The organism is Saccharopolyspora sp. NPDC000995, from assembly GCF_053599315.1.
On record NZ_JBSFLZ010000068.1, the window covers coordinates 1 to 25,440 of the forward strand.

Annotated in this window: 28 protein-coding genes and 2 pseudogenes; 10 read left to right on the forward strand and 20 right to left on the reverse strand. The window is 68.6% G+C overall.

Annotation, left to right across the window (positions count from 1 at the left end):
• Nucleotides 1-22: 22 nt before the first annotated feature.
• Nucleotides 23-274 carry a hypothetical protein gene (locus ACWDKQ_RS21270; RefSeq protein ID WP_450140517.1) on the forward strand — a complete coding sequence of 84 codons (252 nt, stop codon included), beginning with the start codon at nt 23-25 and terminating at the stop codon, nt 272-274.
• 103 nt (nt 275-377) lie between these two features.
• On the opposite strand, the gene ACWDKQ_RS21275 is transcribed toward ACWDKQ_RS21270, so the two are convergent.
• Nucleotides 378-1,571, reverse strand: coding sequence for a cytochrome P450 (locus ACWDKQ_RS21275; RefSeq protein ID WP_450140484.1), 1,194 nt, complete (start codon nt 1,569-1,571; stop codon nt 378-380).
• 249 nt (nt 1,572-1,820) lie between these two features.
• On the opposite strand from ACWDKQ_RS21275, the gene ACWDKQ_RS21280 reads away from it, so the two are divergent.
• Nucleotides 1,821-3,293, forward strand: a complete 1,473-nt coding sequence (locus ACWDKQ_RS21280) for a serine/threonine-protein kinase (RefSeq protein ID WP_450140485.1) — start codon at nt 1,821-1,823, stop codon at nt 3,291-3,293.
• 111 nt (nt 3,294-3,404) lie between these two features.
• Here the strand turns inward: ACWDKQ_RS21280 and ACWDKQ_RS21285 are convergent.
• The 3 genes and pseudogenes from ACWDKQ_RS21285 to ACWDKQ_RS21295 form a co-directional block, all read right to left on the reverse strand.
• Nucleotides 3,405-3,622, reverse strand: a pseudogene (locus ACWDKQ_RS21285) (hypothetical protein); the annotation flags it as partial.
• 421 nt (nt 3,623-4,043) lie between these two features.
• Nucleotides 4,044-4,697, reverse strand: a complete 654-nt coding sequence (locus ACWDKQ_RS21290; RefSeq protein WP_450140486.1) for a response regulator — start codon at nt 4,695-4,697, stop codon at nt 4,044-4,046.
• Complete coding sequence (locus tag ACWDKQ_RS21295; RefSeq protein WP_450140487.1) at nt 4,694-5,794, reverse strand: sensor histidine kinase; 1,101 nt, start codon at nt 5,792-5,794, stop codon at nt 4,694-4,696. The genes ACWDKQ_RS21290 and ACWDKQ_RS21295 overlap by 4 nt, the downstream gene beginning before the upstream one ends.
• 627 nt (nt 5,795-6,421) lie before the next feature.
• On the opposite strand from ACWDKQ_RS21295, the gene ACWDKQ_RS21300 reads away from it, so the two are divergent.
• Entirely contained in the window at nt 6,422-6,892 is a 471-nt protein-coding gene (locus ACWDKQ_RS21300) for a hypothetical protein (RefSeq protein WP_450140488.1), read from the forward strand.
• Here ACWDKQ_RS21300 and ACWDKQ_RS21305 read toward each other — a convergent pair.
• From ACWDKQ_RS21305 to ACWDKQ_RS21320, 4 genes are all read right to left on the reverse strand, one after another.
• Entirely contained in the window at nt 6,840-7,649 is an 810-nt protein-coding gene (locus tag ACWDKQ_RS21305; RefSeq protein WP_450140489.1) for an SDR family NAD(P)-dependent oxidoreductase, read from the reverse strand. The two genes, ACWDKQ_RS21300 and ACWDKQ_RS21305, sit on opposite strands and share 53 nt — an antisense overlap.
• A gap of 4 nt (nt 7,650-7,653) precedes the next feature.
• Nucleotides 7,654-8,037, reverse strand: coding sequence for a hypothetical protein (locus ACWDKQ_RS21310; RefSeq protein WP_450140490.1), 384 nt, complete (start codon nt 8,035-8,037; stop codon nt 7,654-7,656).
• Nucleotides 8,038-8,725: 688 nt separating this feature from the next.
• The gene (locus ACWDKQ_RS21315) at nt 8,726-8,980 is read right to left on the reverse strand and encodes a hypothetical protein (protein WP_450140491.1); all 255 of its coding nucleotides are present in this window, start codon (nt 8,978-8,980) and stop codon (nt 8,726-8,728) included.
• Between the two features lie 259 nt (nt 8,981-9,239).
• Nucleotides 9,240-9,476 carry a hypothetical protein gene (locus ACWDKQ_RS21320; protein WP_450140492.1) on the reverse strand — a complete coding sequence of 79 codons (237 nt, stop codon included), beginning with the start codon at nt 9,474-9,476 and terminating at the stop codon, nt 9,240-9,242.
• A 219-nt stretch (nt 9,477-9,695) separates the two neighbouring features.
• Here ACWDKQ_RS21320 and ACWDKQ_RS21325 point away from each other — a divergent pair, with 219 nt between their 5' ends.
• The gene (locus tag ACWDKQ_RS21325) at nt 9,696-10,889 is read left to right on the forward strand and encodes an FAD-dependent monooxygenase (protein WP_450140493.1); all 1,194 of its coding nucleotides are present in this window, start codon (nt 9,696-9,698) and stop codon (nt 10,887-10,889) included.
• A 9-nt stretch (nt 10,890-10,898) separates the two neighbouring features.
• Here ACWDKQ_RS21325 and ACWDKQ_RS21330 read toward each other — a convergent pair whose 3' ends face one another.
• The 4 genes from ACWDKQ_RS21330 to ACWDKQ_RS21345 all read right to left on the reverse strand — a co-directional run bounded on the left by ACWDKQ_RS21330 (nt 10,899) and on the right by ACWDKQ_RS21345 (nt 14,758).
• A complete protein-coding gene (locus tag ACWDKQ_RS21330) occupies nt 10,899-12,758 on the reverse strand; it encodes an ABC transporter ATP-binding protein (RefSeq protein WP_450140494.1) in 1,860 nt (619 codons plus the stop codon).
• Between the two features lie 118 nt (nt 12,759-12,876).
• A complete protein-coding gene (locus ACWDKQ_RS21335; RefSeq protein ID WP_450140495.1) occupies nt 12,877-13,038 on the reverse strand; it encodes a hypothetical protein in 162 nt (53 codons plus the stop codon).
• A 613-nt stretch (nt 13,039-13,651) separates the two neighbouring features.
• The gene (locus ACWDKQ_RS21340) at nt 13,652-13,834 is read right to left on the reverse strand and encodes a hypothetical protein (protein WP_450140496.1); all 183 of its coding nucleotides are present in this window, start codon (nt 13,832-13,834) and stop codon (nt 13,652-13,654) included.
• A 108-nt stretch (nt 13,835-13,942) separates the two neighbouring features.
• Nucleotides 13,943-14,758 (reverse strand): IclR family transcriptional regulator, encoded by an 816-nt coding sequence (locus tag ACWDKQ_RS21345; RefSeq protein ID WP_450140497.1) that lies wholly within the window; start codon nt 14,756-14,758, stop codon nt 13,943-13,945.
• Nucleotides 14,759-14,884: 126 nt separating this feature from the next.
• Between ACWDKQ_RS21345 and ACWDKQ_RS21350 the strand changes: the two genes are divergently transcribed.
• The 3 genes from ACWDKQ_RS21350 to ACWDKQ_RS21360 all read left to right on the forward strand — a co-directional run bounded on the left by ACWDKQ_RS21350 (nt 14,885) and on the right by ACWDKQ_RS21360 (nt 17,816).
• On the forward strand, nt 14,885-15,664 hold the full coding sequence (locus tag ACWDKQ_RS21350) for an enoyl-CoA hydratase-related protein (protein WP_450140518.1): 780 nt from the start codon (nt 14,885-14,887) through the stop codon (nt 15,662-15,664).
• 108 nt (nt 15,665-15,772) lie between these two features.
• Nucleotides 15,773-16,663 carry a nitroreductase family protein gene (locus tag ACWDKQ_RS21355; protein ID WP_450140498.1) on the forward strand — a complete coding sequence of 297 codons (891 nt, stop codon included), beginning with the start codon at nt 15,773-15,775 and terminating at the stop codon, nt 16,661-16,663.
• A gap of 115 nt (nt 16,664-16,778) precedes the next feature.
• On the forward strand, nt 16,779-17,816 hold the full coding sequence (locus tag ACWDKQ_RS21360; RefSeq protein ID WP_450140499.1) for a VIT1/CCC1 transporter family protein: 1,038 nt from the start codon (nt 16,779-16,781) through the stop codon (nt 17,814-17,816).
• A 4-nt stretch (nt 17,817-17,820) separates the two neighbouring features.
• On the opposite strand, the gene ACWDKQ_RS21365 is transcribed toward ACWDKQ_RS21360, so the two are convergent.
• From ACWDKQ_RS21365 to ACWDKQ_RS21375, 3 genes are read right to left on the reverse strand one after another with little or no spacing between them, the layout of a single operon-like run.
• Nucleotides 17,821-18,153, reverse strand: coding sequence for an aldo/keto reductase (locus ACWDKQ_RS21365; RefSeq protein ID WP_450140519.1), 333 nt, complete (start codon nt 18,151-18,153; stop codon nt 17,821-17,823).
• Complete coding sequence (locus ACWDKQ_RS21370; protein ID WP_450140520.1) at nt 18,078-18,530, reverse strand: aldo/keto reductase; 453 nt, start codon at nt 18,528-18,530, stop codon at nt 18,078-18,080. The genes ACWDKQ_RS21365 and ACWDKQ_RS21370 overlap by 76 nt, the downstream gene beginning before the upstream one ends.
• Entirely contained in the window at nt 18,476-18,682 is a 207-nt protein-coding gene (locus ACWDKQ_RS21375) for a hypothetical protein (protein ID WP_450140500.1), read from the reverse strand. Before ACWDKQ_RS21375 ends, ACWDKQ_RS21370 begins: the two co-directional genes overlap by 55 nt.
• Nucleotides 18,683-18,863: 181 nt before the next feature.
• Between ACWDKQ_RS21375 and ACWDKQ_RS21380 the strand changes: the two genes are divergently transcribed.
• Nucleotides 18,864-20,249 carry an amidase gene (locus ACWDKQ_RS21380; RefSeq protein ID WP_450140501.1) on the forward strand — a complete coding sequence of 462 codons (1,386 nt, stop codon included), beginning with the start codon at nt 18,864-18,866 and terminating at the stop codon, nt 20,247-20,249.
• Here ACWDKQ_RS21380 and ACWDKQ_RS21385 read toward each other — a convergent pair whose 3' ends face one another.
• Entirely contained in the window at nt 20,250-20,891 is a 642-nt protein-coding gene (locus tag ACWDKQ_RS21385; RefSeq protein WP_450140502.1) for a TetR family transcriptional regulator, read from the reverse strand.
• 104 nt (nt 20,892-20,995) lie between these two features.
• On the opposite strand from ACWDKQ_RS21385, the pseudogene ACWDKQ_RS21390 reads away from it, so the two are divergent.
• Nucleotides 20,996-21,996 (forward strand): annotated as a pseudogene (locus tag ACWDKQ_RS21390) (NADP-dependent oxidoreductase).
• 6 nt (nt 21,997-22,002) lie between these two features.
• Here ACWDKQ_RS21390 and ACWDKQ_RS21395 read toward each other — a convergent pair.
• The 4 genes from ACWDKQ_RS21395 to ACWDKQ_RS21410 form a co-directional block, all read right to left on the reverse strand.
• On the reverse strand, nt 22,003-22,767 hold the full coding sequence (locus tag ACWDKQ_RS21395) for a TetR/AcrR family transcriptional regulator (RefSeq protein WP_450140503.1): 765 nt from the start codon (nt 22,765-22,767) through the stop codon (nt 22,003-22,005).
• Between the two features lie 73 nt (nt 22,768-22,840).
• Nucleotides 22,841-23,641: an SDR family oxidoreductase gene (locus ACWDKQ_RS21400; RefSeq protein ID WP_450140504.1), complete on the reverse strand. Its 801-nt coding sequence runs from the start codon at nt 23,639-23,641 to the stop codon at nt 22,841-22,843.
• A 51-nt stretch (nt 23,642-23,692) separates the two neighbouring features.
• The gene (locus ACWDKQ_RS21405) at nt 23,693-24,316 is read right to left on the reverse strand and encodes a hypothetical protein (protein ID WP_450140505.1); all 624 of its coding nucleotides are present in this window, start codon (nt 24,314-24,316) and stop codon (nt 23,693-23,695) included.
• Nucleotides 24,317-24,534: 218 nt separating this feature from the next.
• Complete coding sequence (locus ACWDKQ_RS21410) at nt 24,535-24,687, reverse strand: hypothetical protein (RefSeq protein WP_450140506.1); 153 nt, start codon at nt 24,685-24,687, stop codon at nt 24,535-24,537.
• 197 nt (nt 24,688-24,884) lie between these two features.
• Between ACWDKQ_RS21410 and ACWDKQ_RS21415 the strand changes: the two genes are divergently transcribed.
• Complete coding sequence (locus tag ACWDKQ_RS21415; RefSeq protein WP_450140507.1) at nt 24,885-25,268, forward strand: DUF5313 family protein; 384 nt, start codon at nt 24,885-24,887, stop codon at nt 25,266-25,268.
• Nucleotides 25,269-25,440: the final 172 nt, after the last annotated feature.

The following is a 25,440-nucleotide window of genomic DNA, read 5'->3' on the forward strand; positions in this document are numbered from 1 at the left end:
GGAACTGACACGAGGAACTGACATGGCGAAAAGCTCGGGCACCGCTGGCGCCTTCGACATCCGGACGATAATCGCGCTGCTGTTCGGCATCTACGCGGTGGTGCTCATCGTCGTCGGTGCGACGGCCGACGCTGACGACGTCGCGAAGTCCGGCGGCATCGACATCAACTTCTACTCCGGCATCGGGATGCTCGTCTTCTCGGCTGCCTTCGTCGTCTGGGCGAGGCTGCGACCCATCGCGGTGCCCGCCGCGAACGAGGTGCCGGAGTCGTGAGTACAAGTCCGATGTGGACAAACCCGTGTTCGGGTGATGCGTGAAGGGCACCTCCTGCAGCCAAGTTGCTTGGCAGGAGGTGCCCTCCACGCGGAACGGTCTGTCAGGGCTTCGGCACGGAGACGACCATGCCGCGCAATTCGTAGCCGCCGATCGCGTCGTTGAACGAGACGCGCGGTGGCTTCGACATCTCGACTCCCGGGAGCGCGAACAGCTTCTTCAGGAAGACGTCGGTTTCCAGGATCGCGATGTTCGCGCCCGGGCACTTGTGCGCGCCGTCCCCGAAGGATAGCCCGGGGGCCAAGGCGCCATTGAGGGAACGGGCGGGGCACACCGCCAGCGGCTGATCGCCCACCGCTTGCGGGTCGGTGTTCGTGGCGCTGACCTGGATGTCGATCACCTCGCCCGCCGGGACGGTGACCATCTCCTCGTCGTCGGTCGGCAGCTCGACGGGGGCGGTGGTGCGCCGCTTGAGGTGGGAGACGACCGGTTCCAGCCGCAACAGCTCGTGCAGGATCGCGAGGCGTCCGGGCTCCTCAGCGGCGCGGTAGCGATCGAGCAGCGCCTCGTCGGTGAACAGGTGCCACGCGGCGAGGTTCACGAACTCGCGGATGGTGACCATGCCCGCGGCGGCGAAGGTGATGCACTCGCCGAGGATTTCGGCCGACGAGCAGCCCTCGTCCAGCAGGTGCGAGATCAGGTCGTCGCGGCGTTGCTTTCGCCGCGCGCGCACCGCGGGCCGAACGTCGCCGAGGTAGATACCGGACCAGTTGGTGGCCTGCCTCCACGCCCAGTAGAGCCCGTGAAGGCTGGTGAAGCCCGGCTCGCCGAACTCCTTCGGGAAGAACCGCTCCAGCCGATGCTGGAGGCCGGGGCGGCTCTCGGTCAACCCGATCACCGCGCACGCCACGTCGACGGCGAGGTTGAAGCTCAGCTCCGAGAGGAGCGCCTGCCCGACCCCGCGGAGCTTGTCGAGCTGGGCGTCTGAGATCTGCGCCATTAGCTCGCGGTAGCTCTCATCCAACCGGCGCGGCGTGAAGTACTTCGCCGTCTGGCGCCGGTGCTCCCGGTGTTGCGGTCCGTCCCGGTACAGCACGGGGCGCCGGATCTTGCTGGGCATCTTCTCAACCATCTCCACCCCGAACCCGGCCTGGACGGTGTCGGTGCTGCGCAACGCGGTGCGTGCGGCGGCATAGCCGCGGATCGTCCATACGCCGTCGGAGCCGCGGCTGACCGGGCAGCCGGTCTCGGGTACGCCCCGGTCGATCTTGCGTGCGTTCGTCCCGTCGGTCGACATCGGCGGACCGGTCCTTTCCACATCCGGGTGAGTGAAGGTGAGCCACTTCTTCTAGCAGCCGGAAACGCGCGACGCATCGATCTGCATCGGTTCGTAGCGGAAACGTCACCAGCGACAGTCGGTGTTCAGCCGATTTCCTTCGGTCACCGCCAGGCGTAGTCGGCGAGGTGGCGTTCGGGGCGTGAGAGGGGACCGTGTGACTCGCCTAATAGGATGGCGCGCGATGTCGGTCTTGAGGAGTTGCGCACGGTGAAGTGGCAGTTCGGTCCTTACCGGGTGGAAGGATTGATCGCGCGGGGTGGAATGGGGGAGATCCTCCGCGCGTACGACACGCGCCACGATCGCATCGTTGCCCTCAAGCTGCTGGCCCCGCACCTCGCGGTCGACGAGGAGTTCCGCGAGCGCTTCAAGCGGGAGGCACACGCGGCTGGACGGCTCCGCGAGCCGCACGTCATCCCGATCCACGCCTACGGCGAGATCGACGGCCGGCTGTATCTGGACATGCGGCTGGTCGAGGGCAGCGACGTAGGTTCTCTGCTTGCTGCCAACGGCGCGATGCGCCCGGCAGATGCGGTGACGGTGCTGGAGCAGATCGCGGAGGCGTTGGACGCCGCGCACCAGGAAGGCCTGGTGCACCGCGACGTCAAGCCGTCGAATATCCTGGTCAGCCACGGCGGTTTCGCCTACCTCGTCGACTTCGGCATCGCCGCGTCGCTGCGCCCCACCACGTCGCTGACCTCCACCGGCTACACCGTCGGCACGCTCGCCTACATGGCGCCGGAGCGGTTCGACGACGGCCCCGTCGACCACCGAGCAGACGTCTACTCGTTGGCCTGCGTGCTCTACCAATGCCTGACCGGTGCACAGCCGTTCGGCGGGGACACCGCGGCGTCGCTGATCAACGCGCACCTCAACCAACCACCGCCAGTGCCGACCGGCGTTCGCGGCGACATCCCGCGCGAATTCGACCAGATCGTCGCGTGCGGCATGGCGAAGGACCCCGCCGAGCGCTTCTCCAGCGCCGGTGAGCTGGCCCGCGCGGCGCGCCAGGCGCTGACCAGCGTCACGGCGCTCCCGGCGAAATTGGCGGCACCACCAGCGGAACCGAAGCGCAAGGGCGGCATCGCGCGCTGGGGGTACGTGCTGGGCGGGGTCGGGGTCGTGGCGGTCGTGGCCGGTGTGGTGGCAGTCGCGGCTATGATGCGTACCGAGCCGGGCCGAGCGATTCCGTCGGACGACACCTCGCAGCGGGTAGGGGAGACGATGGCGCCGCCGATTCCCACCTCGTTGCTTTCCAGCTCGCCCCCGCCACCGTCCTCCCCGCCGGTCCGGCAGCCGGAGCAGGAAACCGAAACGCAAACTCCCGAGCCCCAGGAGCCGTCGGCGGATCCGGAGACACCGCCGTCGAAGCCGATGCAGACCAAGTGGTGCCAGTCGATCAGCTTCAAGGGTGAGGAGCGCGGCACCGGCTGCTTCGAGGCGGTCGGCGACCACCTCTTCGCACACGACACCAACAAGGACGGCATGTGGATCAAGACCGTGTCGGAGACCGACTACGGTCGCGCGGACGAGTGCAAGGACCAGAACAGCGAAGGTCCGCCGGTGGATTGCAACCTGGACCTGAGCGAGAAGGGCAAGGTCCGCATCAAGATCGAGCTCTGGGACGGCAAGAGCAAGCTCAGCGAGACCGCCTGGTCCAAGTTCGTCCCGATCGGCCAGTGACCCCGCGCCGCGCGTTCAGGTGGTGGTCCGCAGCTGGGCCGCGGCGATGCGGGTGGGCCTGAACTCCCGGATCGCCGCGGCGGATCACAACCGTGGGTCGACGGGCTCGGGTTACAGTGCCAGCACGGCGAAACGCACTCGTGCACCCGCCACAGCGGCTCGCCCTGCGAGACCCGCTCCAGGCCTTTGAGACCGAGCGCCTAATCGCGCGTCGCCAGGCCGCGTTTGCGGCCGAGGGCCCGCTGGCGGAGGCGGTCCAGGTTCGCCGCCTCGGTGCAGTCGGAACCGTAGACGATCCGCAGGTACTCCCGGCCGCGCACCTTCACACCCGCGTTCTACCCAAGCGCGGTCATCCCGATCGGTAAGCGCGTCGATCGTCATCTGATGCGCTGGGCAAGGTGGAAATACAAGCGACTGAAACGCAGCGAGGAGAGAGCGCGGGCGTGGTTGACAGGAGTCCGACAACGGTCACCCAACCTGTTCGCGCAACCGACGCTGCGGTACACGACCTGACAACCGAACGACACGAGCCGGATGAGCCGAGAGACTCCTAATCTTTCAGGGCCTGGCCGGGTTACGGCTGGTCCCCGCGACAGCCGGCCAACCGGCGCTCATCCCGCAACCCACACCGGTCCAAGGCCGACTACTCGATCTCCTTGCCGTCGCCCCAACCCAACCGCAATGATCAACGAGGCCCCGAGATCTCGGGAATCACCTACTCACTCCCATGTGCGAAAGACGCGGCTAGTGCTAGTCGGCGAGTCCTGACTGGTAGGCGAAGACGACGAGTTGGGCGCGATCCCGCGCGCCGAGTTTGATCATCGCCCGACTGACGTGGGTGCGCGCTGTCGCCGGGCTGACCACCAGGCGTTCAGCGATTTCCTCGTTGTTCAAGCCCTCCGCAACCAGGCCCAGCACCTCGCGCTCCCGTTCGGTGAGCGTGTGCAGTTGCGGGTGCGGTCGGCGCGACCGCGGCGCCATCGACACGAACTCCCGAACCAGCTGCCTGGTCGCCGACGGCGCTAGTAGCGCCTCACCGCCGGCGACCAGCCGGATCGCCCGCAGCAGCTCTACCGGCTTGGTGTCCTTCAGCAGGAATCCGCTGGCCCCGCCGCGCAGCGCGGCAAAGACGTACTCGTCGATTTCGAAGGTGGTCAGCACGATCACCTTGGTGTCCGGCAGCTCCGGGTCTGCGGTGATCCGGCGGGTCGCCTCCAACCCGTCGACGCCGGCCATCCGCACGTCCATCAGGATCACGTCCGGGCGGTGCTCGCAGGCCGCAGCCACCGCCGCCAGTCCGTCGGCGGCCTCGCCGACGCAGGTCAGGTCGTCCTCGCTGTCGATGAGGGTGCGCAGGCCGATGCGCACCAGATCCTGGTCGTCGACGATCAGCACGGTGATCATGGATATCCTTTGATGGGCAGGCGGGCCTGCACTTCGAACCGGCCGTCCCCGGTAGGACCGGCGGTGAACTCGCCACCAAGCGATGCGACCCGCCGCCGCATTCCGGGGATGCCGAGCCCGCCGCTGTCGCCCGGCGAGCCGGTGAGCGGGTTGGTGACCGTGATGACCAAGGCGTCGATCGCGTATTCGATGGTGACCTCGGCGCGCTTTTCGCCGCTGTGGCGCAGCACGTTCGTCAGCGACTCCTGCAGGATTCGGTAGCCGGTGAGGCCGACCACGGCGGGCAGCTCCCGCGGCCGACCGGTCGTGGCCAGCTCGACCTGAACCCCGGCTTCGCTCATCCGCTTCCGCAGGTCGTCGAGCCTGGACAGGCTCGGGGTCGGGCTTTGCGAGGCGGTACGGCGCACCACGGCCAGTGTCGCGCGCAGCTCTTCCAGCGCATCGCTGCTCGTGCGGCTGATCGCCTCCAGCGCGACCTCCGCCTGCTCCGGCTTCTTCGGCAGCACGTGCAGCGCCACGTCCGCCTGCATCTTGATGGCTGCCAGCCCGTGCCCCACGACGTCGTGCACCTCCTGCGCGATTCGCAACCGCTCGTCGCCGACGCGCTGGCGCAGCACCTCGGCCCTGGCCCGGGACGCTGCCTCACGCTGCAACCGGACCACGCTGCCCACCGCGAACGGCACCACCACCCACGCCGAACCCGGGATCACCCCGAGCAGGCCGGGCACCGCGGTTGCGCTGATGAAGATGTGGACCAGCAGCACGACGAGGGCGGCGAACGCCGTCGGCACCGAGGTGGTCGGCGGGCGGTGCCTGGCCAACGTGTAGACCGCGATCATCAACGCCAGCAGGATCGGGCCGTAGGTGAAGCCCAGGACCAGGTACGTCGCGGTGAGGGCGGCGGCGACGAGCAGCGTCACCACCGGTTGGCGACGCCGCAGGATCAGGACCAGCCCGGCTACTGCCACCAGCACCAGGCCGGCGCCGTCGATCGGCCGGTGCGCGGTCGCAGTCCAGTGGTCGGCGCCCAACGTGCCGACGATGCCGATCAACGTGATGAGGACGGCGAGCACGGCGTCCTCAATCAGCGATTTCATCGCGCGCATGTTCGCAGTCTCCGCGATGCGGGCGGCGCAGGGGTCGGCCCAGGAGCGAACATGTCTCTACTCTTCCCGACGTAGCCGGCGGTGCCACCCCAGTTCCGCGAGCCGTTGCGGCCACCTGCGGGGACTTGGGGACTCGCGCTGCTGCACCAGCAGCGTCGCCCCGCGAGGAACATCGGCACCACACGTGGCGCCCCCGCTGATTCGGTGCCCCGTCCGATGCCCTCGCGTCCAGGTACATCGCCACCGCGGACGGCACGAACGAGATTGTCGAGAGCACGCCCACCGCCGCGATGCCGCTGCTCGAGAGCTGGCTGAGCAGGCTCGGAAGCCACAGTCCTAAGCTGTACAGGCCGTTGATCCACAGGAAGTAGATCATGCAGAAACGTCCACACCATCGGGCTGCGCAGGACCTCCAGGAGCGAGCCGTGCTCGCGGTATGTCGTGGACGGGCGCTCCGCCGGGAACCGCCGCTCCTGCTCGGACCGGAACCGGTCTTGCCTGGGGTGGTCCGAACCCCAGCATGCGAACGCCGCGGCCAGCACCAGCGGCGGGATTCCCCACCCGATGAACATCGTCTCCCAGTTGCCCGCGATCAGCTAGCCAGCGCTGGACGACATGATGATCGACGAGATCGGCAGCGCCATCTCCGAGAAGTTGATCGCCCGGCCACGCTCCGAATCGGGCTACCAGTTCATGAACATCACCGCGAACGACGGCCACACTGCGCCCTCAGCCAGGCCCATCGCGAACCGCTCGTCGACGGTGCTCGGCGCGCTGCTGTCGGCGTTTTTCTGGGGCTACGTGCTGTCCCAGAGACCGGGCGGCATGCTGGCGAACCGTCATCTCTGGCGCGGCCACGTTGATGTTCTGCCGGTCGGCGAACGCACGGTGTGGATCAGGAGCATCAGCAGGCCGATTCGCCACCGGCGTCCCTCGGCACCGAGACACCGGCCGATTTCGCGGTTGCTGCGGACCTTTCGGGCATGGCGGCCTCCTTGCGACCTCGCAGGTCGTCGGTCTGGTTCGGTTACGCGCGTCAGACCGCCTTGGCGTGCAGGCCACCGTCCACCGGCAGCGCCACGCCGTTGATGTAGGCGGCCTCGTCGGAGGCGAGGAACAGCGCCGCATTGGCGACGTCCCACGCCGAGCCCATCCGTCCGGTTGGGCTGATCGCATCGCGTTCCGCGCGCATCGCCTCTGCGTTGCCGTGCTCCCCGGCCAGCTGTTGGTAGATCAGCGGCGTGTGGATTAGGCCCGGCAGGATCGCATTGACCCGGATTCCCCTGTCCGCGTACTGCAGCAATGCCATAAATTGGGTCAGCTGGTTCACCGCCGCCTTCGATGCCGAATACGCCGGGTACGGGTAGCCCGTCCAGCGGATGGACGCCAGCGAGGAGACGTTGATGATCGCGCCACCTCGCTCCAGGAGGTGCGGGATCGCGTGCTTGCAGGCGCGGAACACACTGGTGACGTTGATGTCGAAAGCGCTCGTCCAGTCTTCTTCGGACAGTTCTGTCGGCCCGCCCAGCCTCGTCACGCCGACGTTGTTGTGGACGATGTCCAAGCGCCCGCAGGTGTTGACCGCGTGGTCGACCGCGGCGGCGACCTGCTCGTCTTCGGTGACGTCCGCGACCACCGGGGTGCATTCGCCGCCGGCCTCCGCGATCGCACGGTAGGTGGCTTGCAATGTGGCCTCGTCGCGGTCCACAGCCACTACTCGTGCACCGTGCTCGGCGAAGGTGGATGCTGTGGCGAATCCGTTGCTGACGCATCGTTGCGGCGCCTCGACCGCGCTCGTGCCTGCGCCGAAGACGATCGCTACCTTCCCGTCGAGCCTCTTCGCCATCGCGTCACTCCGCTTCTTCGCCGGCCCGGATGGGTTCCAAGAACAGTTCGTAGGTGATGGCCACCGCCGGATTCGCGCCGCAGACCAGCTCGCCGCCGTGCACCTGGCCGGATTCGCCGACGAGCGTAGCGGTCAGGGTCGCGGCCGGCACTCCTCGCGCATCGGTGCGGACCTCGCCGACCACTGCGTTCACCTCTACCGCCGGGGCCAGCACCTCGACGACCCAGTCGGCCACCCGCAGGCGCGCCGACCAGGATCCCGACTCTGGCGCGGACCAACGCGGCGCGCAAATCTTCGGCCAGGCAAAGCTTTTCGCCGCATGCACGATGTCCTCGTGGGGTTTGACGCGGGCGACCAGCACCTCGCGCGTCCCGGTGGGTGACTGCACGGTTGCGGCTCCTTCCGGGCGATGGTGGAAGATCGGCAAATTCGTCTCCGCATACTGTGCGGCCTCTAGGCGCACCCCGGCCAGCGCGTCGACCGCCGCTCGGCGCGGGCGGGGCGCCGGTCTCGGTTTCCGGCAGCAAGTGTCCGGCCCGCACCCGCGCCGTCAGCGTCCGCCCACAGCGCGCGTGGAAGTGCATTCACTTGGCGTCGTCGCGGATGCCGAGCGTGGCAGCGGCATCCGAGACGTTGACCGGCCTTCGGTTCGCGACTCCCCTGCCGTCCATCAGCGGGCCGGAATGCGGTAACGCAGCCGACCGAAGGTACCGCCGACCAGTACGGCCTTGCCCGCAGTAAATGGACGGGTCCCGTAGGAGATGCTGGAGGCGGCGCAGGGCGTTGGCGCCGGTGGGCTTCCACGCTTGGCGCATCGGCCGGACTCGGGTAACGCTGCAGCTCCGGGTGGGCGAACGGCAGGCTCATGACGTCTCAACCCTCGACGTGGTCGGGGAGTGGACCAGCACCCGCTCTCCGTGTTCCACACCAGCCGCGCGGAGCCTCGGAAGCCAGGGCGCTGACGTCGTCGTGCAGCTTCCGCTACGTCCACCGCATCGCGGTCGCCGTGCCAGAGCGCGGCTTGGACCAGCAGTTCCCTGAGGTTCAACGCGCGCCGCGCGACCGCAGCCGTTCGCTCACCGGACACGCTCCAGGACCGACGCGTAGTTGGCGACCGCCGCGCCGCTTATGCTGAAGACCGCCCCGAGATCGGCCCCCGGCAGCTGCAGGCCCCCGACCTGGCCCGTCAGCTGCATCGCGGCCAGCACGTGCATCGACACGTCCGTGGCGCCGAGCAGTCGGTGCGGCGCAGCGGATCGGCGACCAGCGGGTTGCGGTCGGAGACCGAGTTGCAGAACTCGAAGCCGAGGTGCTTGCGGATCTGCGCCCAAGGGTTCTCCACGCCGTTACGGTGGTACTTCGCCGCGATGCGGGGTCCGGCTCAACCGCTGTTCACCGGACACCCACCAGCGTCGCCTGGAGGTTTTTGCCAGGAGAAACCGCGTGGAGGTCCTCGGGTGGGAGCTTGGCGTGCGCCAAGCGCATCCGCCGACACCGCAGCCAGCGGGCCCGCCGTGTCCGGTTCGGGCCGTTGCCGAACGGTGTGTGACCAGCCGATGTTCTGCGGCGTTTCGACTGCTCCGGTCACCTCTACCTCCTCGAGGTCCGTTCGCCATTGGCCGCTTCCAGTAGCCGGCACTGGATGACGTGGGCTTCGCGGTGCAGCAGCTCGCCGAGCCCGACGCCGCGATCGGTGCCGCCGCCTTCGCTGCCGAGCAGCTGGCGCAGGAGGAGCGCTCGGTGCGCGCTCTGCGTGCCCGGCAGCGGATCGATGGGTGCGGCGCTGGTCCGCGATACGGATTCGGAGGTCGCTGCCGCGCTTCGCATGATCACCAGCTCCCTTGCTGTGCTGGTGGTCCGGGCTCGTCGAAGCCGTGCTGCGCAACACGCTAATCGAGGTTCCTGCCTGCTGGTCCGACATGCGGACCGCTGAATTGCGGGTGCGACGAGTCGTGCAGCGGTGTACAACGAGGGCGTCACGCGGACAAGACGTGCCGCCCGGTGCGTCTGCGCAGCTGCCCGCCTGTTTCCAGGAGGTGCTGTGCCGTGAAAATTGTGTGCATCGGAGCCGGCCCCGCTGGGCTGTACTTCGCCATTTCGACGAAACTGCGGGACGCCGGGCACGACGTGACGGTAATCGAACGCGATCCGCGCGGCGCCACTTATGGTTGGGGCGTCGTGTTCGGGGATGACCTGCTGGACACGCTGTACGGCAACGACCGGGCAAGCGCTGAGCGGATCCGCGCGGCGTCGTCGTTGTGGCAGGGGCAGGTCATCGAGATGTGCAGCCAAGACAAGGCATATCTCGGGGGGTACGGCTACAGCATCAACCGCGCCACGATGCTGGAGATCCTCGCGGACCGGGCGACGGACGTCGGGGCGCACATCGAGTACGAGCGCGGCGTCGACGACCTGTCCGAGTTCTCCGACGCCGACCTGATCGTGGTGGCCGACGGCGCGAACAGCCGCATCCGGGGCCAGTACGCCGACGAGTTCGGCACCCGAGTGGACCAGGGGCGCAACCCCTACATCTGGCTGGGTACGGACCGGCGGTTCGACATGTTCACCTACGACTTCGAGGAGACCCCGGAGGGCTGGATCTGGTTCCACGCCTACCCGAGCAGCGCCGGGGTCAGTACCGTCGTCGTCGAATGCCAGGAGCTTGCCTGGCGATACCTGGGCCTGGACCGGCTAGGCCACGAGGAGAGCACACGGGTGCTGGAGCGGATCTTCGCCCGCCCGCTGCAGGGTTGTTCACTGGTCAGCCAGTCCCGCGGGAAAGCCGCTTCGTGGCAGCGCTTCACCCACGTCTACAACGAGTCGTGGTTGCACGACAACATGATCCTGATCGGCGACGCCGCGCACACAACGCACTTCACCATCGGCTCCGGAACCAAGTTGGCGCTGCTGGATGCGGTAGCGCTCGCGCAGAACTTGTTCGACCACGGCGACTCGAAAGCAGCGTTGAAGGAGTTCAACGAGCAAGGCCACGCGCAGCTGCGCTTGGCGCAAGCTGCCGCGCGCACCAGCATGACCTGGTTCGAGAACGTCGACCGCTACGCCAACAGCAACGCTTTGGACTTCACCTTCGCAATAGCCAGTCGGTACGGCGCGCATCCGCCGTGGCGGTACCAGCAGCACCTCGTGAACCAGAACTTCTTGGTGCGCAAGGGAAAGTTGCTTGCTGGTACCGGCCAGCGGTGGTTCCGCGCGCGTCGGCGCGGCGAATCCTGGCGCTAGTGCCGTGTCCTAGCTGGGCATGTGCCCGTCCGGTCGGACCGCCGGAGTTTCCTGCGGCGGTCCGACCGGACGCTCTGGGTGGTGCAGCCGGTAGAGGTGGGCGTAGCCGTTGTTGTTGGCCAGCAGCTCGTCGTGGGTGCCTGCTTCGGTGATCATCCCGCGGTCCAGGTAGATGATCTGCTGCGCATCACGAACCGTGAGCAGGTTGTGCGAGATCACGATGGTGGTGCGCCCGGCCATCAACCGGCGCAGCGGTGCCAGGATCCGCTGTGCGGCTTCGGCGTCCAGGCTCGTCGTCGGCTCGTCCAGCAGCAGGATCGGAGCGTCGCGGATCATCGCGCGGGCGATCGCGATGCGCTGCCGCTGCCCTCCGGAGAGCAGACGACCGCGCTGCCCGACCCGGGTGTCGTAGCCCTCCGGTAGCTGCTGGATGAACTCGTGCGCGTCGGCGGCCTCGGCCGCCTCCACCAGTTGCTGGCGGGTGGCGTCCGAGCGCCCGGCCAGGATGTTGTCCGCGATGGTGCCGTCCAGCAGCAGAGTTTCCTGCAGCACGATCGCGATGTTGGCGCGCAGCGCGTCCAGGTCCACGGCCCGCAGATCGATGCCGTCCAGCAGGATCCGGCCGTGGGTGGGGTCATAGAAGCGCAGCAGCAGCTTGGTCAGCGTGGACTTGCCCGCACCGCTGGCTCCGACCACTGCTGTGGTTTGCCCCGGCAAAGCGCAGAAGCTCACCCCGCGCAGCACGTCGGCGGAGGTGTCGGGGTAGTGGAAGCCGACCCGGTCGACCTCCAGGCGGCCGGTGATCCGCCGCGGCAGCGGGACCGGGTGCGCAGGGTTTTGAACCAGCGGGCGCTGGTCGAGCAGGTCGATGATGCGCTCCGCGCTGGCGGACGCGGCGAAGACGGTGTTGGACAGCTGGCCGAGGCTGCGCACCGGCGTGTAGAGCTGGGACAGGTAGACCAGGAAAACCAGCAGCCCGCCGAGGCTGATCCGGTCCGCTGACAGCTCGTAGATGCCGACGCCGAGGATGGCCATCACGCCGAACACTTCCAGCAGGTCGACCAGCGGGGAGAACAGCGCACCGATCCGCACCGAGGCCAGTGCGGCGGTGACGTTGCCACGGCTTTGCCGGGTGAAGCGGTCAACCTCGGCCTGCTCCCGCCCGTAGGCCTGGATCAGCGGCGCGTTGCCGAGGCTTTCCTCGGCGACGGTGGAGATCGAGCCGCTGCGACCGCGGACCTCGCGGGATGCCTCCCTGATCCGCCGCGCGAAGACCTTGGCGACGACCCAGAACAGCGGCGCCCCGACCAGTGACACCAGGGCCAGCAACCAGTCGAGGTAGAACAGCACCCCGGCGAACAGCAGGACCTTCACGACCGAGGCGAAGGTCTGCGCGACCCCGGACAGCACCAGGCTCTCGATGGCGGTCACGTCCCCGGTGAGCCGGGACAGCGTGTCGCCGATGCGCCTGCGGTCGAAGAACCCGATCGAAAGCGTGTGCAGGTGGGCGAAGACCTTGGTGCGCAACTTGTTCAGGAAGTTCTCGCCGATCCATGTCGCCAGGTATTGCCCGGAGAAGTCCAGCGCGCCCGACACCAGCGTTATCAACGCGTATGCCACCGCGATCGCGGGGAAGAGCGAGAAGTTGCGTGGGGCCAGCACGTCGTCGATGAGCACCTTGAACAACCAGATCGCGGCCGCGTCCAGCAGCGGCGATACCAGCACCAGCACCAGGCTGACCAGCATCCAGCCGCGGTATTGCCGCGCATCCGGCCAGAAGCGGCGGAAAACCTCGCGCACCCGCACCGTCGGCGCGCGCTCGACCAGCCCCTCGCTGTCCCGTTCGGCCGGCCGGAACAGCCAGTTCACCAATCCCGGCAAATCCTCACCCCCCATTTACAGGCGTAGCTCCCACCCCGGGAGGAGCGGGAGCTACGCGTCTACACGGTCCTGTGGACGTCTGGGACGGTCCTGTGGACGCTAGGGCTCACCAGCAGTTGCCCCAGCCGCCCCAGCCCCAGCCGGAGCCCCAGCCGGAGCCCCAACCGCCCCAGCCGCCCCAGCCGCCCCAGCCCCAGCCGGAGCCCCAACCGCCCCAGCCGCCCCAGGAGCGGAACCGGTCGAACCTGAACGTGTCCTTGATCTGCATTCCCATCACCATTTTCGGTCGATGCACGTCACGTGCCGGATAACCCTGAGATCCGGCGCGCGCTTGCATGCGGCGCATGGAGATTCCAGTCCCCCCGCAGACCACCCGAGCGGAACGATCTGGGCCCTGATCGAACGTGTGCCAGGTGGGAGCTTTGCGAACTGCGGACCGGCCGGAAATCCTTTCTCCTGCACCGGGCCACTTCGCTGATGAGTCGGTCTTCCCCAGTAGCCGATGTCATTTGGCACTGACCTCGGCCGGCTCTTTCTTCGATGTGACCGGTTCCCACCCTAAGCGGTTCACCCGGGGAGGACAAGCTGGCTTTCGTGTTGATTCGGCGGGTTTTTTCGTCTTTGTGGACCGCATAGGCGGCGCGTGTGAGGAATTAGGGTATTTGGTCCCGAGCTTTTTCCATGCTTTGTTTCGGTGTTGGGGGAGTGGGTATTGAGTACGATCCTTTTTAGGACGCTGGCTACGCCTTCACATGCGGGAAATCAATCATGGATATGTTTTCGGTCAACCTGGAGTCTTTGGGTTGGAAAGTATCGGACAGCGCAGTTGGTGAATAAGTTGTCGGCTATGGTGCGCGCCGACAGTGCGTAGTCTTGGCCGGTCAGCCGGCGAATAGGTGCTGGAAGAACGTGGTCAGCGAATTGGCCATTGCGCTGATCGCCGACACCAGCAGGTCGAACCCGGACCGGACGACGTCCGCCGAACCGACCGGGTCGCGGACCAATAGCGAGCCCAAGACGACGACTACGAGCACCACGACCACGATCACGGCCTTGCGGTTCATGAGCTCAGCCCCCTGTCCCCGACCACTCTTGACGCCGACGAGACCCTACCCGGCGGCCACCGGCGGCTCCCCACCCGCGTGGGAAAGCCGATCACATCCGGCCGCCGATCACAACCGGCCGCGCCGGTCGCGCCTAGAGACGGGCCTGGTCAGCCGGAGGCTGACGCGGGAGCTGGTCTCCTGGAGCAGCCCCACCCACTCGCTGGGGTCGTGCCGGTACTGCTCGGACTGCCAGCCGACGCTGAGGCTCCCGTAGGGCTCGTGGTGCAGGAAGACGGGCACCGCGAGGGTGGCCACGCCGAGGTCGTACTCGCCGACGGTGTAGGACCAGCCTGCCTCCCGGATCTCGGCGAACTGCTCCTCCAGCACGGCCAGGTCGGTCATGGTGCGTTCGGTGAATCGGGCCAGCGGCCGATCGGTGAAGATCCTCGACCGCATGTCGTCGGGCAGGAACGCGTAGAAGGACTTGCTGGTCGCGCCGGCATGTGCGGGGTAGAGCTCGTTGGTAAGCGGGTAGTCCCGCAGCCTGCCGTCGGCGCCTTCCGCGACCACGACGCACCGCATGTGTGCGCTGTCCGGCAGCGCCAGCAGAGCGCTGTGCCCGGTCTCCTCGGCGAGCTCGGCCAGCAGCGGGCGCATGAGGATGTCCAACGCCCCGGCCTGGTCCCACATTCGGCCGAGGTGCAGCGCCGCCGGGCCGATCCGGTAACGGCGGTTCGCGGTGTCCTGCACCAGGAATCCGCGGTGCGCGAGCGTCGCCAGCAGGCGCTGCGCGACCGAGGTGTGCAGGCCGAACTCGGTGGCCACCTCGGTGACGCCCCATTCGGGCCTCCCGCGGTCGAAGGCGAGCAGCACCTGCAGCGCGCGGTCCGCCGTCTGCGGCAGCCCAGGCGGGGTGCGGCGATCCGTCTCGAAACCCAGCATGACCCCATTTTGCGAATAGCGGGATCGCCCCGTCCGGCCGGGGAGGTGTTGCCGGTGGGTGCCGCCGCGGCGGTGGGTGTGCGACGCTCGGAGCACGACGACGAAGTCGAGTTCCCTGGAGCGCCGATGAGCAGCCCGGAGTACCAGCACCTGCTGACCGAGCAGGACGGTCCGACCGCCCGGATCACCATGAACCGCCCCAAGAGCCGCAACTCGCTGTCCGCGGCGCACCTCGCCGAGCTGCGGCAGGCGTTCGAAGCGGCGGCCGAGACGAAGGCGACCGGGATCGTACTGGCCGGCGCGGGTCCGGTGTTCAGCTCCGGGCACGACTTCGGCGACATGGCCGACCGCGACCTGACCGGGATGCGCGAGTTGCTGCGGTTGTGCGAGTCGGTGATGCGCACCATCCACGCGGTTCCGCAGGTGGTGATCGCGCGGGTGCACGGGCTGGCGGTGGCGGCCGGTTGCCAGTTGGTGGCTACCTGCGACCTTGCGGTGGCCGCTGAGTCGGCCGGTTTCGCGCTGCCCGGCGGCAAGGGCGGCTGGTTCTGCCACACGCCGGCAGTGCCGGTGGCCCGCTCCGTCGGCCGCAAGCGGTTGATGGAGATGGCGCTCACCGGTGATCCGATCGACGCCGCGACCGCCGAGTGCTGGGGTCTGGTCAACCAGGTGGTGCCGGATGCGGAGCTGGACGAGGCTGTCGCGGCGCTGCTGGAGCGAGCGACGCGCGGCAGCAGGCAGGCCAAGGCTGTGGGCAAGCAGACCATCTACGCGCAGCTCGACCGGCCGGAGGCCGATGCCTATGCGATCGCCACCGAGGTGATGGCCGCGACCTCGCAAACTCCGGACGCGCGCGAACGCATTCAGTCGTTCCTGGAGAAGCGCAGCCCGCCCTTCGGCAATTGAGATCGAGCTCGCGGTCCCGTGGACGCTATGACTTTTTGCCCTGGACCGATCAGTTAGGCCCTGCCAACGATGGTCCTTGACCTGTAGTTCGTGAGGACGTGGTGGTGGATGACACGCATCGCTGCGCCGTCTTACGACAGCGTGTGTTCGGCGCTGTCCCTGACGTGTCGAGCGCCCTCGATTCACAACTGCCAACCATGGCGGTGGCTGCTCGCCGAACGATCGCTGCAGCTGTTCCTGGACCTTTCGCGGTTGCCGGAGGAGCTCGACCCGACGGGGCGTGCGCAGGTGATCAGTTGCGGCGCCGCACTGCACCACGCGCGGGTCGCGTTCGCAGCGCTTGGTTGGCGGGCGCTGGTACACCGGCTGCCGAACCCGGCCCAGCCCGGACACCTGGCGTCGATCCAGTTCAGCCCGCGCGATCTTGTCTCCCCAAAGACGGTCGCGCTCGCCGGTGTCGCGCGGCAGCGGCGCACCGCGCGGTGTTTATTCCGCTCGGAGCCGGTTCCGCCGGAGTTGTTGACGACCCTGCGGGCCGCGTCCGAGACGGAGCACGGCGTCCTGGTGCGCGCGGCTGAGCACCGGAGGCTCCTGGTCGACGCCCTGCGGAGAGCCAGCCATTACCGGGAAAACCCCGAATACCAGAAGGCGATCGCCGATCTGGACGATCTCGAGCAGACGGCTCCAGTGCTGATCGACGAAGCGGTGCTCGCGGTGCTGGCCACCCGCGGCGACCGCGTCGACAGCTGGCTGGCGGTGGGCGAGGCGCTCAGCGCGGTCCTGCTGGCGGCGGCGCACAAAGGACTGGTCGCGTGCCCGCTGAATCAATTGGGCGAGGTCGCCGAGGAGCGGGAACGGGTCCGGGCAGCGGTCCTCGGCGGTGCGGGACATCCCCAGTTGGTACTGCGGCTGGGCTGGCCGGCTTCGGACCAGCCGCTGCCGACGACGCCGCGCCGGGTGCTGGCGGACTCGATGGAACTGCTGCCGCCGCGCCGTTGATCGTGCACAGTAGAGCTCTACTGTGGACTTCCAATGATCACCGGGGACGCTTGTTCAGGAGGCTTGGCGCGTGCAGGACGACGGGTTTCGAGTAGGCCCAGCAGACGCGAAATCGGTGCGCCGCTGGCGGCGCCGATTCGCCGACGAGCACGAGGAGGCCAAGGTCTACCGGGAACTGGCCGCCAGGCGTTCCGGCGAGGAGCGAGAGATCCTGCTGGGGCTCGCCGAGGCCGAGGAACGGCACGCCGCCTACTGGGAAGAACTGCTCGGAGACGAGGTCGGTCCGAAGCGGCGCGGCCAGTTCCGGATGCGGCTGCTGGTGTTGCTCGCCCGCCGGTTCGGTTCGGTCTTCGTGCTCGCCCTGGCGCAGCGTGCAGAAAGCCGCACACCGTACCGCTCCGACCGCGACGCGCCCCCGGCGATGGCGGCCGACGAGAGGATCCACGAAGAGGTGGTGCGGGCCCTCGCCGCGCGCGGGCGTGCCCGCGTTTCGGGAACTTTCCGCGCGGCGGTGTTCGGCGCCAATGACGGTCTGGTCAGCAACTTGGCGCTGGTGCTGGGCGTCATCGGTGGGAACGTACCGACCTCGACCGTGCTGCTGACCGGCTTGGCGGGGCTGCTGGCCGGAGCCCTGTCGATGGGGGCCGGCGAGTACATCTCGGTGCGCTCCCAGCGGGAACTGCTGGCCGCGGCCGCCCCGAATCCCGAAGCCCGCGCGGTGGTGCCCTACCTCGATGTCGATGCGAACGAACTCACGCTGGTTTACCGGGCCCGGGGGATGTCCGCCGACGAAGCCCAGCGCCGCGCGGACGCCCTACTGCGCGGCCCCAAACCGCCGGTGCCGCCCGAAAAACCCGCAGACGACCACGAGATCGTCGGCACCGGTACGAAAGCGGGGCTGTCCAGCTTTGCCTTCTTCGCCTCCGGCGCGCTGGTTCCGGTGCTGCCGTTCGCGTTCGGTCTCACCGGCGGCCTCGCTGTCCTCATCGCCGTCGTGCTCGTGGGTCTCGCACTGATGCTCACTGGTGCCGCCGTCGGCGTGCTCTCCGGTGCCGCGCCGCTGCCCCGCGCCTTGCGGCAGCTCGCCATCGGCGCGGGAGCAGCGGCAGTGACCTATCTGCTCGGGTTGATCTTCGGCGCGATCGCCGGTTGAGCGGTCACCGGTCCTGCCGGGCCATCCCGGCGGGCGTGTAGCGCTCGCCAGCGGCGGCACCGGGCGGGTACAGCTCGGACAGCTCGGCCACCACCGCCGGGTCCAGCTCGGCCGTGGCGGCGTGGGCGTTGGACTGCACCCGATCGATACGGCGGCTGCCCGGGATCGGCACGACGTCCTCGCCCTGGGCCAGCAGCCAGGCCAGCGCGAGTTGCGCCGGGGTGAGTCCCAGTGCCTCGGCCCGCTCCCGCAGCGGTAGGGTCAGCTCGATGTTGCGGCGCAGGCTCTCCTCCTCGAAGCGCGGGTAGCAGCTCGGCCTCCGGGTACGGGTGAACAGCGAGTACTCCTGCTCACCGCCGCGATCGGGTGCACCGAATGGGCGCGGCGCAGGGTTTCGGCGCTGATCTCGGACAGGCCGAGGTGCCGCACCTTGCCGTCCTGCACCAGCTCGGCCATCGCTGCGACGGTTTCCTCGATCGGCGTGGCCGGGTCGAGCCGGTGCAGGTAGTAGAGGTCGATGTGGTCCGTGCCGAGCCGGGCAAGGCTGGCGTCGACCGCCTGGCGCACGTACTCGGGGTGGCTGCCGCCGATGTCTTTGTTGGCGCCGAACTTGGTGGCCAGCACTACCTCGTCGCGGTGTTTCGCGAGCAGGCCGCTGATCAGCTCCTCGTAGTGCCCGTCGCTGTAGACGTCGGCGGTGTGCAGGAAGTCGATCCGAGGTCGAGCAGCTGGTCCAGCAGCCGGGCCGACTCCGCGTCGTCAGCGGCGCCGTACACCCCAGACAGGCCTATCGCGCCGTAGCCGACGGCGCTCGCCAGTGGGCCGCTGCGACCCAGTCGACGACGGGGCAGGGACGGTTGCGACACGTGCGCTTCATCAATGTGGTTGGCTTTCGGTCCTGCTACCAGCCTAATAAGTCGTGTCCGGCCGGCTCAGCATCTGGGCCGACCACAAAGGACGGTCGAAGTCGGCGCGTGGTTCCGCCTTTACCTGCGGTGCGGTCTGGTCGAGACTCGGAGCTTCGAGAGCGAGCGAGGAGAACGTTGCATGAGGGAGCTGGCTGACCTCACGGCCGCGGATCTGGCGACGGCGTACCGGACGGGCGATATCTCGCCGGTCGAAGTCGTGGATGCCGTGCTGGAGCGCATCGAGTCCTACGAGCCCAAACTGTGCGCCCTCTACGCGCCGGACCCCGAAGGTGCGCGCGCAGCAGCACAGGCGTCCGAACGACGTTGGCGTGCCGGTGCCCCGGCCGGGCCGGTCGACGGGGTTCCGGTGACGGTCAAGGAGAACATCGCGACGAGGGGAACGCCCGTGCCGCAGGGCACCGCGGCCACCGAGCTGTCCCCGGCTGGCCAAGACGCCCCCGCCGCGGCGCGTCTTCGGGAGAGCGGCGCGGTGATCTTCGCCAAGACGACCATGCCCGATTACGGCATGCTCTCCTCGGGAGCGTCGAGCTTCCACCACCTCTCCCGCAATCCTTGGGACCTGGGCCGCACCCCTGGCGGTTCCAGTGCCGGGGCGGGCGCGGCGGCCGCCGCTGGATACGGGCCGCTGCACGTGGGCACCGACATCGGCGGCTCGGTGCGGTTGCCCGCCGGGTGGTGCGGGGTGGTCGGGCTCAAACCCAGCTTCGGTCGGATCCCGGTCGCCCCGCCGTATCCGGGCCGGGTCATCGGTCCTCTGACCCGCACGGTTGCGGACACCGCGCTGCTGATGTCGGTGCTTTCGGCGCCGGACGTGCGAGACCACACGGCGCTTCCCCCGGCCGATGTCGACTGGACGCAGCTGGATTGCGACGTCTCCGGGCTGCGCATCGCCCTGGTTCTCGACCAACGCGTGGGGCTGCCCGTCGAACAGGCGGTTACCGCCGCCGTGACCGCCGCGGCGCGGCTCTTCGAGTCTGCCGGGGCCGTGGTGGAACCGATCGACCCGTTCTTGTCCCGTGAGATGCTCGACGGGATGGACCGGTTCTGGCGGTTCCGGTCCTTCACGGACATCTCGGCCCTGCCCGCGGAGCGCCGCGCCAAGATCCTGCCGGGCATCGCGCAGTGGGCGACCAGCGCCAAGGACGTCTCGGCCGCCGACGTCTTCCACGGCTTCAGTCAGATGGATGCGATCTCGGTGGCAGCCAACCGGGTGGTCCGCGATTGCGACTTCGTGCTCTCTCCGGTGGCTCCGATCCCGGCGTTTCCGGCCGAGCAGGCCTACCCGACCGGAGACCCGATGCGCGCGATGGAGCACATCGCGTTCACGCTGCCGTACAACATGTCCGGCCAACCCGCCGTCTCGGTCAACTGCGGCTGGACCCCAGAGGGCCTGCCGATCGGACTGCAGATCGCGGGCAAGCGCTTCGACGATCTGGGGGTGCTTCGCCTGGCTCGGGCCTTCGAGCAGCTCCGCCCCGCGCAGCGCCCCTGGCCGAGGTTGTGATCACCAGGTGTGCGGGTCGTCGCCCCAGCGCTCGGGGATTGCGGTGGTGGCCAGGTCGATGGCTTCCTCCACGAGCTCGACCAGCCGCTCCAGGTCGCGGCGCGAGTCGGCGCACATCGTCTCCAGGCCGATGCGCAGCGCGCCCCAGACCATCCCGACCACCACCCGCGGCCGCATGTCCAGGGCCGGATCGACGCCTTGCCGCGCGGCGATCTCCGCGGTCAGCCGCTCCTCGCTGCCGGCCGCTCGGCGGAGGTTGCCCGCCAGTAGCGGCGGAGTCTTGTTGATCAGGTGCTGGACGTGGAGGAACCGGCGGACGTCGGCGGAGGACGATTCGCGGATCATGCCAAGCACTGCGTGCCGCAGGGCGGTAAGCGGCGGTTCGTCGGCGGGCCGGGCGGCGAGGGCGTCGAGCACGAGGTCGTCGAACTCGGCGCCCTTGGCCAGTGCCACGTCCTCCTTGCCAGCGAAGTAGCGGAAGAACGTGCGCGATGATATTTCCACCTCGGCGGCGATCTCGTCGATGGTGGTCGCGTCGTAGCCCTTCGCCAGGAACAGGTCCAGGCCCGCGTCGATCAGGGCGGCCCGCGTGCGCTGCTTCTTGCGGGCACGTAGGCCACCATGGTCGGCCGGGACGGTCATGCCACCCATTGTGCCAGGCCGCGACATAAGTCATGACACGACAATTGGCAGTGATTGACATTTTTGTAGTGTCGGCTCCGACCGCATCCGCGAAGGAGCTGCAGATGAGCAAGGGCCTGGAAATCCGCCTCGCGTCGCGCCCCAAGGGCTGGCCGACATCGGAGAACTTCGACATCGTCGAGGTCGATGCACCGCAGCCCGGCGACGGTGAGCTGCTGATCCGCAACCTGTGGATGAGCGTCGACCCGTACATGCGCGGCCGGATGAACGCGGGCAAGTCCTACGTCCCGCCTTTCGTGGGTAAGGCGCTGCAGGGTGGCGCGGTCGGCGAGGTCGTCGCCTCGAACGCCGAGGGTTTCCAGCCCGGTGACCTCGTGCTGCACAACTTCGGCTGGCGCGACTACGCGGCGTTGGAAGCCAGGCACGCCGTCAAGGTCGACCCGCAGGCCGCTCCGCCGAGCGCCTACCTCTACGTGCTCGGCATGCCCGGCATGACCGCCTACGTCGGGCTCGTCGACGTCGCCGAGCAGAAGGAAGGCGACGTCGTGTTCGTCTCCGGTGCGGCCGGAGCGGTCGGTTCGCTGGTCGGCCAGATCGCCAAGCTGCGAGGCGCGTCCCGGGTCATCGGCAGCGCCGGATCCGCGGAGAAGTCCGCTACCTGCTGGACGAGGTCGGCTTCGACGCCGCGTTCGACTACCACGAGGGCCCGGTCGCCGAGCAGCTCAAAGCAGCCGCGCCCGACGGCATCGACGTCTACTTCGACAACGTCGGCGGCGAGCACCTCGAGGCCGCGATCGGCTCGCTCAACGACTTCGGCCGGGTTGCCGAGTGCGGCATGATCTCGCAGTACAACAACGCGGAGCCGGAGCCCGGCCCGAACAACTTGTTCATGCTGGTCTCCAAGCGGCTGAAGCTGCAGGGCTTCATCGTTGGCGACCGCGCACACCTCAAGGACCAGTTCTTCGCAGAGGTCGGGAGCTGGCTACGCGACAGCAAGATCAACTATCGGGAGACGGTCGTCGAGGGCCTGCGTAACGCCCCGGACGCCTTCCTCGGCCTCATGCGCGGCGAGAACACCGGCAAGATGCTGGTGAAGATCGCCTGAACAGGGCTACCGGCGGCTCGCGACGAAGGTCTCGATGCCGTCGAGGATTCGTTGCAGGCCGAACTCGAAGGCGTGCTCCGGGTTGTGCGCCGAGCCGTGGGCCTCGCCCGCTGCGGCGCCGACGCGGGCGGCGGTCGGGTAGCGCTGCGGGTCGAGGAGCTGGCCGAGCTGCGGCGCGTGCGCACGCCACCACTGCTCGTCGGTCATCCCGCTGCGCTGCTCGACCTGCGCCATCTCCACCGAGCGGCGGGCTGCGGCCTCGGTGTGCCCCAGCACCAGGCTCAGCACGGAGTCCATCTCGACCTCGGCGAGCCCCAGCTCCGCGACCGCGCCCAGCTCGTAGTCGTACTTGGCGATCGCGTTTGGCCCCACCACCGCGCGCCCGGCCGCGACCTGCAGCATCCACGGATGCCGGCGGTACAGCGCCCAGTTCTCCCAGGCGATCTGCGTCAACCTGCCGCGCCAGTCCGATTCGGGTTCAAGGCGGGCGGTCTCGCCGTAGACCGTGTCGAGCATGACGTCGATCAGCTCGGCCTTGCCCGGCACGTATGTGTACAGCGACATGGTGCCGACGCTGAGGTGGTCGGCGACCCGGCGCATGGAGAGCGCGGCGAGCCCGTCGGTGTCGGAGATCTCGATCCCGGCCCGCACGATGCGGTCCACGCTGAGGTCGGAACGCCCCTTTCGGCCGCTGCCCGGCCCGTCTTGGGTCCGCCACAGCAGCGCCAGGCTGCGTGCCGGATCTCCGCCACCGCTGTACTCGGTCGCCATCGCACCCGCCTCCGTACTCCGTACGCCTAGATCGTAGGAGAGCGGTCGGTGCCCACCTCGGGGTGGACGGCGGTCACCCGGCGGGATGCGACTGCAGCCACTCCACCCAGGTGATCTTGCCCCGGCGGCCGCCCGGGCAGGTCATGTCGGTGGCGATGCGGCGCAGCCGATGTGGCGCCGGGAGCCCCAGTACCCGTCGGTCGCTGCCGCGGGCGCGCTGCCAGGTCCGCAGCGCATCCCGGAGGGTGAGCACCTCCGGGCCGCCGAAGTCCTCGCGCCGCTGCCCGGCACCGTCGCGGATGCATTCGACCAGGTAATCGGCGAAGTCGCCGACGTCAACGGGCTGCGTCGGCAGCGCGCCCGGCAGCGGCAGCACCGGCAGCCGGGAGACCCGGTTGAACATCCGGTCCAGCAGCCAGTGGAACTGGGTCGCGCGCACGATCGACCAAGGCACATCGGCGACGCTGACGAGCTCTTCGGCGGTGTGCTTCAGCCGCAGGTACGGCATGGCCGGCCGGTCCACGCCGACGATCGAGACGTACAGGAAGTGCCGGACCCGGGCCGCGGCGGCAGCTTCGAGCAACCGGCTGGTGCCGTCGACGTCCACGTCGGGCGGGCTGCGCCAGAAGTCGACGGGGTGCGTGAAACCCCGCTGCGCGGCTGGAGAATACGTCGCCGCGTGCACCACTGTGTGCGCGGTGGCCACCGTCTCGGCGACACCTTCTCCGGTGGTTAGGTCTCCCGGCACCCACTCCACTTCGGGGTCGGTGCCGGGACGGCGCGTCAGAACCCGCACCCGGTGCGTGGGCTTGAGCATGCGCACCAGCTCGCGCCCGAGGTGTCCGGTTCCGCCGGTGATCGCGACTGTGTCCATGTCGGCACCCCCTGGATCAACTGTCCCACCGGGGTGCCGGAGTCGCGAAGGCTAGCGGTTCGGCAGCAGACCGGTAATGCCGTCGATGACGCCACCGAGTTCCGGCAGCAGGCCTGGATGTGCCGGCTTGGAGCTGCTCGGCGGGGTCGGCTCCGGCTCGGGCTGCGAGGGCGGGGCCGACTCGCTCGGCGGCTCCGACGGCTGCGTGGTCTGGGACGGTTCAGAGGACTGGGATGGCTCCGGCTGCGAGGACTCCGCACTGGTCGAGGTCGGGGAAGCCGGCTTTGGTGCCTTCGTGGTTTCCGGGGCCTCGGTCTGCGCGGGTCGCTTGATGGTCGTCGGCGCGGTGCCGGTGGTGGTCGGCGCAGGCGCGGGCGTCTCGCTGGCGACCAGCCGCGGTTCTGGTGTCGGGGCGGTCAAGTTCGGGACGGTGGGAGTGACCTGCGGCACGAGGAACTTCGCCCCGGACTGGACGGCGGTCCCCTGCGGAGCAGGTTCCGGGACTGCCTGCGGCGCGTCGGTGCGGTGGTAGGCGCTGCTGACCGCGATCACGGTGAGGAACACCGCGACCGCGTAGCCGATCACCCGTGGGGGAGTGGCGTGTTGCCACGTCTTGGGTTCCACCCGCCGGTGGCGGCCCCGAGTACGGGCTCGCGGCAACGACGACTTACCCACTGTTGTCACCACCTGTCGGCCGTATGGTCTGCTCGTGACGCCGCCAGTTCACTCGAACGAGTGAAGCGGCCGGTCGAACCCTACGACACCGCGGGTCCGGGTCGCCAGCCCCCCGGTCCCACGGCGATTACAAGATCATCACTGGTGCGAGGGGGTGCGGCCGCCCGGCGTACCAGAACGGCCCCGCCACAGGCGAGGCCGGAGTCCATTCTGGACGATCAGCGGTGGCCGATCAGGCGGATCTCCCGCCGCAACTGCGCCACCGCGTCCTTCAGGCCGCGGCCCGACGGCTCCTTGCCGTCCAGCACATCGGTGAACATGACAACACCCAGGATCAGCACCAACAACAAAGCCACAACGACGACGAACACGCTACTCACCCCTTCTGCCCAGAACATCGATCAAGGGCACAGTTCGTTACCGGTATCCGGCAGATGTGTCGCGGGACGCACGCGGCGCAGGGGACGGGTGCGGGTGCCGAGGCGCGCCGCCCATAGGATTGAGCCGTTGTCCAGCACCCGCCGAATGGGCGGCTCCGACCAAAACCCTCGATGACTAGCCTGGAGCAATGGCGAAGAACCGGCCCAATCCAGCGCAATGGGTCTGGTACGCCTTCGGTGGCAGGCTTCCCAACCGGTGCTCCGAGTGGGTGTTGCGCGACGTCACGTGCCCGACCTGGGTGCTGCGGCACCTCGCCCGCGCCCTTACCCAGCTGGCGCCGTTCTGCCTCCTGGTACTGCTGCCCGGTCCGCTGTGGATCAGGATGGTCTCGGTCCTGCTGGGCTTGCTGGTCGGGCTGTTCTACTCGGTCTGCTACATGGGGGAGACCGCCGAACACCGCGCCATCAAACACGGTTTCGCGCCGGGTATCGCGCGCGAAACCCGGGAGCTGCGCCGGGACGTGAACCGGGCGGCGAGGCACGGCGTCGGCTACCGGCCGTGGTGGGAATAGCGGCGGATGAACCAGCTCGACATGGCGTTGGCCGACGCCGAAATAGCCGTTTTCTGGACGGATCGCCCCGACCGGCCGACATCGCGGGACCCGCTGCCCGGCGATGACCGGGCGGATCTCGTGGTGGTGGGCGGCGGGTTCACAGGGCTGTGGACGGCGATCCTCGCAGTTC